Raw genomic sequence first — 13,686 nt, forward strand, 5'->3', positions numbered from 1 at the left:
ATCTTTTTGTTTCGATAGAATTAACTGTCTGTCATGAACCTCCGACTTTCGCAGCCAAATCGGCTTGAGTTAAATTGTGTCGGGCACGTTCTATTTTTATGTAATTCTTCATAATAAATTATTCTTTAGCTAATTCTTTTTTAAGTGAATAGCGCTTCATTTGAAACATTAATATTTGATAAAACATTAACACCATTAGTATTTATCCTCCACTTATTTCTTCGATAGCATCTTGAAAAATGAAGTAATTCAAAATAGGAGAAATAATTAAATAAAGCGTTCCAAAAAATAATGCATTCAGTACTAATTTTAAACGTATTTCCATTAGCATTTCATCTTCTTCTGGATATTTTGAAAATTGGATTAAAAACAAACTTTACTTTCAAAAACACAAAAAATCGATATGCTATAAAAACATACCGATTTAAAAATATAGTTCGTTGAATTGTATTTATGCGGTTGCAGGTAAATCGCGGGTTAACCAACCTCTGCGACTTGCTGTGGCAATGGCATAAGGTGTGATCCAAAACAATGTGAACATATAAAAAACACTGTAGGTATAAGCCAAAAATGCTTCTGAAATATTGTATTTTTTTGCGTAGAAAAACATTTGAATGCTAGAGAATACAAAGATTCCGGCTAAACTGGTGCATACAAACAAAACAGGATGCGTCACTACAAAAAACATTAACAACAACAATAACGGATAAGCCATTATTACTTTTACCCATTGCATTACCAATAAAATTCGGGGACCAACAGTTGATTCTTCTCTGAATTTGGTAAAAGCAAATTGGCTCATCATGATGTTTTCACGAACATTGCTGCGTTCCCAACGAATAAACATTTTGTACAGACTTTTATATTTCTCAGGAATATTGGTATAAACCAACGCATTTTTTTGAAAAAGCGCGTGTTTGCCTTGTTTTAAAATCATATTGGTCATAGCGCGGTCTTCGCCAATATCACTTGGTTGTCCCATAAAAGTCTGGTTCATCCAATCTTCTAAACAGTTCATCACAGCTTCTTTTCTGTAAGCTGCCAATGCGCCTGGTGTACACAAAACCGAACCAATTGCACTTTGAGCCGAGCGAACAAATTCAAAACTAAAAACAAAACTTACGTTTAACATTTTTGGTATCAAACCCTTTTCTTTGTTCAAAACTCGAACGTTTCCTGCCACAGCACCGCATTTTTCATGCACAGCAAACGGACTAACCAAATTGCGCAACGTATCTTCTTTCACAATAGAATCACTGTCAACCGTTACAAAAACATCGCCCGTTCCTTCTTTAAACCCAAGGTACAGTGCATGGCGTTTTCCCATATTTTTTGGTTGCTGATAAATGGTCAATCGGTTGCCCAAAATTGCTTTTGCAAGCAACATCCATTGCCAAGTATCGTCTTTGCTTCCATCATCAATCGATAGAATTTGTAGTTTTTCATGCGGATAATCGCTATCAGCCAAACTCAATAACGTTTCATAGACCAATTTACCTTCATTATACGCTGGAACAATTACGGAGCAAGTGGGCAATTGTTCATTGCTAACTGCTTTTACCGCTTTGTATTTAACGTACAAAAAAAGTAGATAAGCAAGGAAACTTAACTGCAAAACCAATAAAGTCAATGCAATATAGCTTATCGCGACACCCCACCAAGTAGCCATTCGTTCAAAATGAATTTTCTCGATATCTGCTTGAAAGTTAACAAAAGCAAAAACCGACATAATCATGAAGAATAAAGTGGCGGCAATAACTACGTAATCTTTATTTTTTAGGGAATTTAACGACAAAGCATCTAGGAATTCTGAACGACGCATTTTTTTTGAGTCTTGTGGCTTTTCTGTGGGCAATTGCTCTTTTAAACAATCATGCGAAAGAGCGGTTTTGGTTTTTAAAAATTGATTGGGCATAAAAATGTACTTTGAAAATAAACTGTTTGTTTGGTTAGATGAAAACAAACCTTTATTTGAATTGATAGAAAAGCAAATTTCAAGTATTATACCACAAAGAATTTTAAGAAAAACAAGGGTTTATTTAACATAAAACGATGATTGATTACTAATTGACTTACACATATTGGGGAGAACTGCCGTGCCAAAAACCCCAACAAAAATTATTTTTTTAACCCTTTTTTAATCTTTGTTAAGAAGTATTTAAAATGTAAAAAGCAAAAATCCGCTACCAAATGATAACGGATTTCTGAGATTATTTTTAATTCTACTTAATAATATATAATCTAATTAAATGTCTTTAGAAAATCGTCACTTCGAGTAGCATAACGGAGTGAAGCCTTTCAGCAAGCTCAAGACAAGCTATCGAGAAGTTTTTGTGTTGAAAATTCTTGACAGGCTCGAACTGACGGACCTACAAATTCAATTTGATAACTTTAAAGTATAATTATTTATTTCTTATAATTCACAAAGAATTCATGCAATGCCCGGATTCCTGTTCCTGTTCCGCCTAAACCTTTATAATTTTTGGCAGCAGTTGTAAATGCTGGTCCGGCAATATCGATATGCACAAACGGAGCTTTCGCAAAATGTTCTAAAAACTTACCGGCTGTTATGGTTCCAGCGGTGCTTCCACCAATATTTTTCAAATCGGCACAAGTAGATTTTAGCTGTTCTTTATAATCGTCCCACAATGGCAATTGCACCATGCGTTCGTGTACCTTTTCGCCCGCATTTAAAATAGCTTTTGTTACTTTTTCATCTGCATTACTCATTAAACAAGCTGCACGCGTACCCACCGCAACCAAAGCCGCGCCGGTTAAAGTGGCTGCATTAATGATTAGTTGGGGATTGTATTTTGTGGCATAAGAAATGGCATCGGCCAAAATCATACGACCTTCGGCATCGGTATTTAAAACCTCAACCGTAGTACCATCCATCATGGTAATAATATCACCCGGAGCATAGGCATCACCCCCCGGACGGTTGTCTGTTGCAGGAATTAAACCAATTACGTGAATATTCAATTTGTTTAAAGCCGTTGCATATACAGTTGCCGCCATCATTGCTGCACCACCCATATCCGATTTCATTAAATCCATAGAATTGGCAGTGGGTTTAAGCGACAATCCACCCGTATCATACACCACACCTTTACCCACTAGCACAATGGGCTTTTCATTGATTGGGTTTGCCGGTTTGTATTCCATCACCGTGAAAGTTGGCGGTTGCACCGAGCCTTTATTCACAGCCAATAAGCCGCCCATTTTTAAGGCTTCGATTTCTGGTTTGCGAAACACTTCTACATGAAAATGGGCTTCATCGCCAATCTCCTGAATTTCTTTTGCCAATTGATTGGCTGTTAAGTACGAAGTGGGTTCGTTTACCATATCGCGTGCCCAAAAAACCGCTTTTATAATGTTGTTCATGCGGGTTATTTCATCGGCTGAAATTTCGCCCAACATAAAAATATGTTCCAAAGTATATTCGCGGTCATCGGCATCTTTAAAGTATTTTAAAAACTGATAGTTCGATAATGCCAAACCTTCTGCCAACGCCAAACTTGTTTCGCCCGAGCCTATAATAGTAATGTCGGTTGTTTTTTTATCTAATTTTTGACGAATATTAAAACCAGCTACACGTATTTTTTCTAAATCGTTGTTTTCCTTCACAAAAAAGAAAAACTGGTTGCCTATTTTTACAAAATCTTCTTTTGTTTCTGTGGTTTGAAAGGCTGTAAAAGCTTGATTAACGTAGTCTGGAGTTTGCGTATTTAAAGAAGTGTGTTCGTTTACAACATAAACAAAAGCAGTTCCTTTAAGTTCTTGAGTTAATTGTAACATTGTTTGTTTTTTTATTAAATTTCAAAGGTAGGAAATTGAACAGACAATAAAAAAAATGCGTTTAACATATTTGCTAAACACATTTTTTCTTAATTGGTAGTTGCTGGTTATCACAAATCATCAATCACAAATCATCAATCACAAATCACCTCATCTGCCTAAACGTTAAACTAATTCTTGGTTCGGTTACTTTTTTTGTGGGGGCGATACGGTGTAGCCAATGTTTCTGCGTTTCGCCTTTCATTTCGATTAACGAACCATTGGGTAAATCGAATTGTTTTTTCTCTGCCGATTGTTTGTGTTTAAAATCAAAACGGCGTTGCGCACCCAAACTTAAACAAGCAATAGATCCGTTAGTTACCAAATCTTTTTCGCCGTCGCTGTGCCACGCCATGCCTTCTTCGCCGCTGTGGTACAAATTCAGCAAACACGAATTGTACATACTGTTGGTATATAATTCAATTAATTGTTTTAATGCCAATAATTCTTCCACCCAAGGCAATGCCACACGCGTATAACCGGAATAAGTGTACGAAAAATCTTTTGATCCGTACCAAGCAACCTTTCGTTTGGTAGTGATTTCCTTGCCATAAATAACCGATTTATCATGATACCATTCAATTTTCTGCATCAACACATTAAAAAAATGATCGGCTTCATGGGTATCCAACAAAATTCCATGGTAAACTACTTCGCCGTCAAAAGGCAACAAATTATCTTCGGTTGTTTCGTTTGTAAATAAATCCATAGCATTACTTTTTTGTAAAAATACAACTTCTTTATTTTTTACATAACGACAATCAACGTCATTTTAAATAGTGATTTTTGAAGAAAAACAAATCATATGATGACTTATTTAAAACACCGGGCAGCCTTGTTGCACATAGAAAGCCAAATGGTGGAATGCAGCATACAGAAATATACTTGGATGGAGATTCATGATAAAGACGCTCAAAAAGTTTATCAAGAACAAATTAATGAGTGGGCTTTTAAAAAAGAAAACTATTTAAATCGTTTATTGGTATCGCTCACTAAAACCGAGATTACCACTCACAATATTATGGAAATAAAAAAGTGTTATGAATTGGTTGAAGCTTACAGCAAGAACCATTACAGCCAGCTTTTTAAAACGCATTTAAACCGAACGATTGAAAATCATCAGAAAAAATACGGCGATTTTTTGCTGACCAATCAATTAAAAAAGGCGGTTGAAGTAGAGCAAATTATTATGAATCTAGAACGTATTGCCTGATTTTGTTGCTTACAAACAAATGCACGGATTACTGCAACTATCAAAAGTAGTTTTTAACCTCTATCACATCATAAAATTCCCAAAGATGCACAGATTTTTATTCATCTTTAAAGCTATCTATTAAATGCAAAACATTCAAAATCTGTGTGTCTGTGGCAAAAAAAACAAGTTACTGAATATTATCTTAATAATGCGCAGGGCGTTTTTATAGATACTAAAATACACTTTTTTTTGTAACGCCACCATCTATTTTATAATTTTACCTTATGAAAGCACCATTAGCAGAACGCATACGCCCCAAAAACTTAGACGAATATATTAGTCAATCGCATTTAGTGGGTTCCCAAGGTATTTTAACCCAAAGTATTAAACGCGGCATTATCCCCTCTATGATTTTTTGGGGACCGCCGGGCACGGGCAAAACTACTTTAGCCGAGATTATTGCGCAGGAAAGCAACCGCCCTTTTTATGTGCTGAGTGCTATTAATGCAGGTGTGAAAGACGTGCGCGAGGTGATTGAAAAAGCCAAAGGAGACGGCGGTTTATTTACCCCTAAAAATCCTATTTTATTTATTGATGAAATACACCGTTTTAGCAAATCGCAGCAAGATTCCTTGTTGGCAGCTGTTGAAAAAGGCTGGGTAACACTGATTGGTGCTACAACCGAAAACCCAAGTTTTGAAGTGATTCCGGCTTTGCTTTCACGCTGCCAAGTATATACCCTGAATGCGTTTACAAAAGCAGATTTGGAAGCCTTGCTGAACCGAGCATTGTTGGTGGACGAAGTTTTAAAAACTAAAAATATTTCGATTATAGAAAACGAAGCGCTGTTTCGGGTTTCGGGTGGCGATGGTAGAAAATTGTTGAATACTTTTGAATTGATTGTGAATGCCATTGGTGATGAAACAGTGGAAATTACCAATGAAAAAGTAATGCAAATTGTTCAAAAAAACACGGTTTTGTATGATAAAACGGGCGAACAACATTACGATATTATATCGGCTTTTATAAAATCGATTCGTGGAAGTGATCCCAACGGAGCGGTTTACTGGTTAGCCCGAATGATTGAAGGCGGCGAAGATTTAAAATTCATTGCCCGCCGTTTGCTTATTTCTGCTTCTGAAGATATTGGCTTGGCAAACCCCACCGCTATTATTATGGCAAACAATATTTTTCAGGCGGTATCGGTGATTGGCTACCCAGAAAGTAGGATTTTATTAAGTCAGTGTGCTATTTATTTGGCCACATCGCCCAAAAGCAACGCCAGCTATATGGCAATTGGCAAAGCACAAGCAGCAGTAAAACAAACAGGCGATTTGTCGGTTCCGATTCATTTGCGAAACGCACCTACCAAATTAATGAAAGAATTGGGATACGGCGAAGATTATAAATACAGCCACGATTTCCCTAGCAATTTTGCTTATCAGGAATATTTACCCGATGATCTGGCAAACACCGCTTTTTATGAACCGGGTGAAAATGCACGAGAAAAACAAACCAAAGATTTTCTACAGCAACGCTGGCAAGGTAAATACGGATACTAAGGATGCAATTGATTGTAGCTAAAACCTCATTTATCCTTAAAAATGAAATGCCTCGAAGTGAATTTCGAGGCATTCCATTTTACATTTCAAACAAAAGATGCAATAACCTTATTGCTTTTTATAGAATTTACAGTAAAAGCTACTGTTTTTGTTTGTTTAAAACCGAATATTCCAAAGCATTTTTAATGGCATCGGTATAAGATTTAGCATGCAATTTTAATCGGCTTTCTCCGTTTGCTGTAAAAACCGCGTTTCCTTTACAGTTCACTAAAGTGATTTCCAATTTGGTTGCAAGCATCGATTTGTCGCGCGTTACCTCGCATTTTAATAACTTACATGGATCTGCTTTCACTTCTGCCGGCATTTCTTGATTGTCGTAAAAAACAGTATATCCCGCTTCTTCTAAACGGTATTTTAGGTAAGAGTTCACTCGGAATTCATTAAAGGTGTCTTGAAAATGATACACTTGTTTTATTTGAACATATTTTGCGTTTAAACCTTGTGCCTGCATGCCTAAACCTAAGAAGGTGAACAGCATTAAAAATAAAAATTTCTTCATTTTATAAGATATCTAAAAGTTGATTTAATTGTTGTACTTCTGCTACGCCAATGGTGTTTTCTAATTTAAATTCGTTAAACCACACTGCTTGCATACCCACATTTATTGCGCCATGCACATCGGCATTTAGGTTATCGCCAATCATTAAACTTGTATTTGCTTTAGTTTTAGCTGCGGTTAAGGCGTGTTGAAAAATTCCGGGATGCGGTTTTTTTACTCCTGCTATTTCAGAATTGGTTATTGTTTGAAAATACGCTGTTAAATTGGCATTTTTTAATTTTTTTTCTTGAACTACATCTGGACCATTGGTTATAATATGCAAACGATAATTGTTTTTCAATACATTAAGCGTTTCATAAGCGCCATCAAAAACATGGTTATGATTAGGCAGTTTACCAATAAATTCATCAGCTATGTAATATATATGATTGTCTTCAATTTTCACATTCATAGCAGCAAACGTATCTTTTAGTCTGCCGTACCGTAGAAAATCACGCGATATTTCTTCTCTTGAAAATCGATCCCAATAGTAATCGTTAATCGGTTTAAAATGCGTCATAAAATCATCGACACCAATTAATTGCATTTCGGTAAAAATTGCCTGAAAAGTCAATGCAGAATTTTTATCGAAATCGTAAATGGTATGATCCAAATCAAAAAACAAATCGGTAATATGTTCTTTCTGTATCATTATTTTTGATGTGTAATAACGGCGTTTTCTATGTGGTAAATCCAATCATCGATATCGTCTGCATTGTATCTAAACGTACCTTCTAAAGTTACATAGGTATCGGTTTTTAAGCGGGGCGTACTTCCTTTAAATTTTATACCCATAATGGTTTCTGGACCTGCGTTTCCACAGAAAAAACACTGTGCAAAAACATTTTTACTCAGCGCATACGATTTGCTATCAATGGGAACAATAAAGCCCGAAGCTTTTATTTTTTTCCCTTGCAAAGCTTTTAAAGTGCTGTTTACCATAGGATACATCACTTCACCGTAATGTGGATTTTTTCTTTTTACAAAGTCAATCTGCCCCAACAATTTCCATGAAACCTCGGTTATATTTTGGTATTCACTTGTTGTATGTGTTGTTGATGAATGAGTGGAAAAACTCATTAAAAAAACAGCTAATCCGCTATAAATGCCTATGATGATTTTTTTTAACATATTTTATTTCTTTTTTTATGAATGATGATACAAAATTAATCAATTGTATTTACTTTTTCGAGGCAATCACAGCTTCATGCACACTAAAAGTCCAATCGTCTTTATTGGTATCGTTATAGAAAAATGTTCCTTCTAAAGTTACATATGTATCGGTTTTTAATCGCGGTGTTTTGCCTTTAAATTGAATCCCCATAACCGTTTCGATACCCGCACTGGTACTACAAAAAAAGCAGTGCGAATATACGTTTTTACTTAAAACATATGATTTGCTATCTACCGGAATAATATAGCCGCTGATTGTTATTTTCTTTCCATGAAACGATTCTTTAATCGTGGCACCATAGTTCGCCATTACCCGCAAACTGTTGCTTATATTTCCCAACACTTGCCAGTTTAGGGCTATGGGTTGGTTTTGCATGTTGGTATTCGAAAAAGAAGTACCTTGCTGAACCGAAAAGCTCATTAAAAAAAGCGCCAATCCGCAATAAATTCCTATAATTCCTTTTTTAAGCATTTGCCAATGTTTTTGAAATGTTTAACGAATACGCTTTTATAGCCGGAATGATGGCTGCTATTATACCAACACCCAATGTGGCTGCAAATAACATTCCTTCTTCTGTCCACAAAAACTCTAACGGATTAAATGCCATCTTGAATTCTTCTTGCGACGAAATGGACAAGAAATACAAACCAATTCTACCAAAAACAATACCAAGAATAAATCCTATGGTGCATAAAAAAATACTTTCTAACAAAACCAACCACAACAGTTGCAGTTTAGTGGCACCAGTAATTCGCAACAAGGCGAATTCGTATTTACGTTCTTTTAAGGTATTGTACAATGCAACAAAAATACTGATGCCCGAAATAAACATAATGCCATACGCCAAATATTTTAAGGCCGAAATACCCACACCAAACAAAGCAAACAAACGGTTCACTTCTAAAGCCGGTGAAGCTGCCTGCATTTCGGTATTTTGAGGAATGATTCGTGGCCAGGTCATTTTAGCCATATTATTGCGCAATTTTAAAAGCACTGCGGTGATTTCTTTACCTTCATGTGGATTGACTTCTTCATGGTGATGCTCCTCGCCTTCTGCATGGTTGTGATTTGAATGATCATGTGCTACTTCTGAATGACCTTCGTGTTCATGTTCATGATCGTGCATTCCCCAAACCGATTCGATATTTGAAAGAATTAAATTATCGGCTACTTTGCCCGATGCTGCTAATATTCCCACCACTTTATAGGCATGATGGTCATGCACTTCACCTTCTTGGGCATCGCCATGTGTTCCAAAAAAAGTATCGCCAATTTTTAAATCGATATTTGCTGCAATCGTAGCCCCGATAACCACTTCGTAATCATTCGCAAACAGTTTTCCTTCTTGCATTTGCAAACTAAAATGTTTTATATAATTATCAGTGGTACCTACAATTTTATAGCCTAAATAATTATCACCATACGCCAACGGAACAGCGCTTTCTACCATTGGTTTGTTCATCCAAGCTTCGGCTTCGGTATAGGAAATGTTTCCCGGAGGTGCATCCATTTGATAGACCGATGACAGAATCAATTGCAACGGACTTCCTTTTGCTCCTAAAACCAAATCGATATTGTCCATTGACGAGGAAAATTTTTCTTCGAATTGTTTTTGTAAAAGGATAAGAATGGATATGATAGAAACCGAAGCAGTAAGCAAAATAATACATAAAAAAGTGTTGAGCGGTTTAAACCACGTGTTTTTCCATGCGATTTTACTGATCATGACAAAGTGATTTGGTGGTTAAACAAACTTTTTAAACGTTGGTCGTGGGTTACAATAATCAATGATGATTGATAGCTTTCTGCCAAGTTACTCAACAAACGTGCTACAATTAAGGCGTTTTCGTCATCTAAACTCGATGTGGGTTCATCAGCCAAAATTACCGACGGATTGTTAATCAAAGCCCGGGCTATGTTTACCCGCTGTTGCTGACCAATACTTAACTTGCTTGGCAACTTGTGCACGTGGTCTTTCAACCCTAAATTATCTAAAATACTTAAGGCTTTTTCTTTATTTTTTTCTTTGTTTGCAATCCACGATGCCAAAACCACATTATCTAATACTGATAAAGCTTCGATAAAAAACGATTTTTGCAGAATCATACCTATCGATGCGCCCCTAAAAGCATCTAGTTGTGCGGCACTCAAACTTAAAACATCCTGATTATTTATTTGGATTGATCCTTCGGAAGGCTTTAGCAACCCACCCAACAAATGCAGTAAAGTGGTTTTACCTGTACCCGAATTTCCCGTAATTAACAAGGTTTGTCCGTTGGGACAATTGATATCAGGAAAATGAAATTTTTGTATATCCGAATAGGAAAAAATGAGATTATTAGTTGTAATCATTTGCTTGTATCTTAAACGGTATGCAAGATAGTGATTTTTCTACGGATTTAATAATTGTTTGGGAAGGGTTGAATTGGTGATTTGTTGATTTGATGAATTGTTGAATTGGTGAATTGGTGAATTGTTGAGTTGATGATTTGGTTGCTGAGCTTTTGGTTGCTGAGCTTGTGGTTGCTGAGCTTGTCGAAGCATGGTGTGTAGTTTATTTTTCATAGTTATTTATGTTGTTGAATTGATGATTCGATAAATTTACGCTATTCTCTTCTTTGAAACACCAAAGAAGCAAAGTGTTTAATTGCGGTGCATTTTTAATCGGTTGAAATTCACTTGTGAAGCTAACACATCGAAACCATCGCTGCGCTCGCCGATGCGTTTACGCTTCATGCAGTGTTTCAACGTTCGATTAAAAGTTCATACCGCTGTATTTAGGCTATTTGTGCTTTTTATTCATCATTCCACTTGTATATAGTTTTTTGAGATCCCTCGTTGCCTCGGGATCAAAGTGTATGTTGTAGTTGGTGTTACATAATTTCTTTTGGTTATGGTTTATTTATTTTATATTCTTTTGTCTTGATACAAAAGAACCAAAAAATCAAGGCGCTATCTTTTTCAGTGGTCAAATAAATGTTCTATTCCTAAAAGAAATAAACTCGCTTCGCTCAAACAGCATTTCTTTTTACGGAATATTCACATAATTTGACGCTCACTAAAAAGATAATGCCATTTTGTGAATAGAACTATTTATTTATTTTAGGTTTAAAGTTGTTTTTACTTGACTCTCTTCTAGGATGATAGTCTTGTCGTTAAATTTTCACATCCCCCTTAATCCCCCTTCAAAGGGGGAGTGTTGGGAGGTTATTATAATAGTATTTACATTATACGTTATACAATTTACATTATACACTATACAACATACAACATAGAACATACAACTTCAAAAAACCTACTTCTTAACCACTTTTACCGTAGCTACACTGCCTTGGGTGGTGGTTACTTTTATAAAATACGTTCCAGTTGTGGCACCGTGCAGGTTTATTTGATTGTTGCTGTTAAAGTTGCCTTGTTGTATTTGTTGCCCTAATACGTTATATACTTCATAGTTTTGAAGCGTTTCTTGGGTTTCTATGTTTACTATATCATTGGTAGGGTTGGGGTACACGTTTACGTTTAGCTTATTAAACTTATCGGTGCTTACTGACGTACCGCAGGTACTTGCTCCAAGCTTTGCTACAAAAAAATCGTATTTACCAATAGCTCCTAATAAACCAACACTACCGCCGCCCGTAAACAAATTACCTTGATAGCACCCGCCTACCACATAGTTACCGTCGTTATCTACCGCTACGGCGGTAAGCATGTGGTTGTTACCTGTACTTCCCTGAATATCGTGCATACCTATTACCGCACCGGTTTGTTTGTTAAAACGCATTAATAACGGGTCACTTTGGTGGCCTTGTGGGCGGTTAATGCTAAAGCCATCCCAAATGGTATGGCTCCCCATAGTGGCAAAAGCCACCTCGTTGTAGCGCAATGCCATACCAAAACCCCAATAAGTGCCTGTTTGGGCACCACTCCAATTATAGCCCGTAGGCGTACGTGCCCATTGAGTGACACCGTTGCTGTTTAATTTGGCTATAAAAGGCATGTTGCCGCCGGGAAGAGAAAAAGTAAAGGTATAAGGCGTGCTAGTAGTGCTTTTGGGGTCTTTTATACTAACTACAGCCCCCCCGTCTCTATAAAGTTTACCTCCAATATATACATCCCCGTTAGCATCATCAACCACCAAATCGTAGATGCGGTTATCTTGGAGGTTGCTACTACATGCCATTTCACGGCGCCATAGTTCGTTGCCGTTGGTAGCGTTTATGGCTAATATATAGGCATTTTCGGTAAACGCGGTGCCATCGTAGGTTAATGGAATGTCTTCATTGGCATTAACTCGTGAACGGAAACCACCTATAAGATAGCGGTTGCGGGGCTCATCGTATCTAAAAGTAAAACTTGGTTCGGCAAACATGCTCCCTTCAGCTGTAGGCAATTCTATACTACTAACATAATTGCCATTGGTATCATATTTCGCCAAATAATATTTAAAAATATAGCCCGTTACTGTTGTTGGGTCATATTTATATTGTACAGGAACAACTACGTTATTATCTAAGTGACTACCGTTTAAAAGACCGACAATAAAATGAACGTTATCATTACTGTCAATCAAAATATCCAGCATAGATGAAGGAAAAGTAACATCAGTCGAATTAACGTCACCTTGCAATGCTTTTTTCCACTGAAATTGTCCATTACTGTTGTATTTAACTAAAAATGTGGTTTTCCAGCCTTCGCTTAAAGTGCTGGGGTTACTTGGGGGTGCAGGTAATGCTTCAGTGGGACTAAAATGTACCGGATAAGTTGCGTTTCCTAAACTTAAGTTAGCACCCACATATACATTGTTATTACTATCTAAGGCTATGTTATAAGCAGCATCAAACAGCCCCCCCCCCCCAATTGCTTGGCTCCAGCGTACTTGTCCATCGCAGGTAGTGGAGAAAATAAAAATATCGTTACCGCCCATTTGGTTGCCATAAACCGTTACCGGCTGACCGCCTAATTGCGGCGTGCCGTTTTTTATTTTAGCTACAAAGTAGTAATTATCATCGGTTCCTATTTGTATGTCAAATATCTGTTCTACCTGGTAGTACCAACCGCTTTCTCCTAAACTACCGCCACCGTTTACGGCCCATTGCCAGTCATAGTTTTGAGCTGTTGTTGGGAGGGAGCATAGAAAATAGAGAATAGAGCATAGAAGGATTTTGAAATGAGATGCTTTATATTTTGAGACTCCTACGGAGTGACAAATCGGATGAGATGCTGCACTTCGACTGGGATCAGTGACCGTTAATTGTTGATTTGGTTGCTGAGCTTGTGGTTGCTGAGCTTGTCGAAGCATGGTGTGTAATTTATTTTTCAT

Annotated in this window: 13 protein-coding genes; 2 read left to right on the plus strand and 11 right to left on the minus strand. The window is 36.9% G+C overall.

Translation table 11 applies throughout. From position 1 onward, the window contains the following. Nucleotides 1-451 precede the first annotated feature (451 nt). The 3 genes from MG290_RS06300 to MG290_RS06310 all read right to left on the minus strand — a co-directional run bounded on the left by MG290_RS06300 (nt 452) and on the right by MG290_RS06310 (nt 4,546). Nucleotides 452-1,822, minus strand: a complete 1,371-nt coding sequence (locus MG290_RS06300) for a glycosyltransferase family 2 protein (RefSeq protein ID WP_413614622.1) — start codon at nt 1,820-1,822, stop codon at nt 452-454. A gap of 584 nt (nt 1,823-2,406) precedes the next feature. After that, the gene (locus MG290_RS06305) at nt 2,407-3,798 is read right to left on the minus strand and encodes a leucyl aminopeptidase family protein (protein ID WP_264562972.1); all 1,392 of its coding nucleotides are present in this window, start codon (nt 3,796-3,798) and stop codon (nt 2,407-2,409) included. Between the two features lie 145 nt (nt 3,799-3,943). Next, nucleotides 3,944-4,546, minus strand: a complete 603-nt coding sequence (locus tag MG290_RS06310; protein ID WP_264562973.1) for an alpha-ketoglutarate-dependent dioxygenase AlkB family protein — start codon at nt 4,544-4,546, stop codon at nt 3,944-3,946. Between the two features lie 96 nt (nt 4,547-4,642). Here MG290_RS06310 and MG290_RS06315 point away from each other — a divergent pair, with 96 nt between their 5' ends. Next, the gene (locus MG290_RS06315; protein WP_264562974.1) at nt 4,643-5,050 is read left to right on the plus strand and encodes a hypothetical protein; all 408 of its coding nucleotides are present in this window, start codon (nt 4,643-4,645) and stop codon (nt 5,048-5,050) included. Nucleotides 5,051-5,316: 266 nt separating this feature from the next. After that, entirely contained in the window at nt 5,317-6,594 is a 1,278-nt protein-coding gene (locus MG290_RS06320) for a replication-associated recombination protein A (RefSeq protein ID WP_264562975.1), read from the plus strand. A 139-nt stretch (nt 6,595-6,733) separates the two neighbouring features. Here MG290_RS06320 and MG290_RS06325 read toward each other — a convergent pair whose 3' ends face one another. From MG290_RS06325 to MG290_RS06360, 8 genes are all read right to left on the minus strand, one after another. Next, nucleotides 6,734-7,153 carry a hypothetical protein gene (locus tag MG290_RS06325; protein WP_264562976.1) on the minus strand — a complete coding sequence of 140 codons (420 nt, stop codon included), beginning with the start codon at nt 7,151-7,153 and terminating at the stop codon, nt 6,734-6,736. A gap of 1 nt (nt 7,154) precedes the next feature. Continuing rightward, complete coding sequence (locus tag MG290_RS06330; protein WP_264562977.1) at nt 7,155-7,844, minus strand: YjjG family noncanonical pyrimidine nucleotidase; 690 nt, start codon at nt 7,842-7,844, stop codon at nt 7,155-7,157. Beyond that, nucleotides 7,844-8,323 carry a hypothetical protein gene (locus tag MG290_RS06335; protein WP_264562978.1) on the minus strand — a complete coding sequence of 160 codons (480 nt, stop codon included), beginning with the start codon at nt 8,321-8,323 and terminating at the stop codon, nt 7,844-7,846. The genes MG290_RS06330 and MG290_RS06335 overlap by 1 nt, the downstream gene beginning before the upstream one ends. Before the next feature lie 49 nt (nt 8,324-8,372). Further along, complete coding sequence (locus tag MG290_RS06340) at nt 8,373-8,837, minus strand: hypothetical protein (protein ID WP_264562979.1); 465 nt, start codon at nt 8,835-8,837, stop codon at nt 8,373-8,375. After that, entirely contained in the window at nt 8,830-10,092 is a 1,263-nt protein-coding gene (locus MG290_RS06345) for an ABC transporter permease (protein WP_264562980.1), read from the minus strand. The genes MG290_RS06340 and MG290_RS06345 overlap by 8 nt, the downstream gene beginning before the upstream one ends. Beyond that, complete coding sequence (locus tag MG290_RS06350) at nt 10,089-10,718, minus strand: ABC transporter ATP-binding protein (RefSeq protein ID WP_264562981.1); 630 nt, start codon at nt 10,716-10,718, stop codon at nt 10,089-10,091. The genes MG290_RS06345 and MG290_RS06350 overlap by 4 nt, the downstream gene beginning before the upstream one ends. Before the next feature lie 39 nt (nt 10,719-10,757). After that, nucleotides 10,758-10,931 carry a hypothetical protein gene (locus MG290_RS06355; RefSeq protein WP_264562982.1) on the minus strand — a complete coding sequence of 58 codons (174 nt, stop codon included), beginning with the start codon at nt 10,929-10,931 and terminating at the stop codon, nt 10,758-10,760. Between the two features lie 730 nt (nt 10,932-11,661). Next, the gene (locus MG290_RS06360; RefSeq protein ID WP_264562983.1) at nt 11,662-13,686 is read right to left on the minus strand and encodes a T9SS type A sorting domain-containing protein; all 2,025 of its coding nucleotides are present in this window, start codon (nt 13,684-13,686) and stop codon (nt 11,662-11,664) included.

The sequence above is a fragment of the Flavobacterium sp. CBA20B-1 genome (assembly GCF_028473145.1).
Lineage (GTDB): Bacteria > Bacteroidota > Bacteroidia > Flavobacteriales > Flavobacteriaceae > Flavobacterium.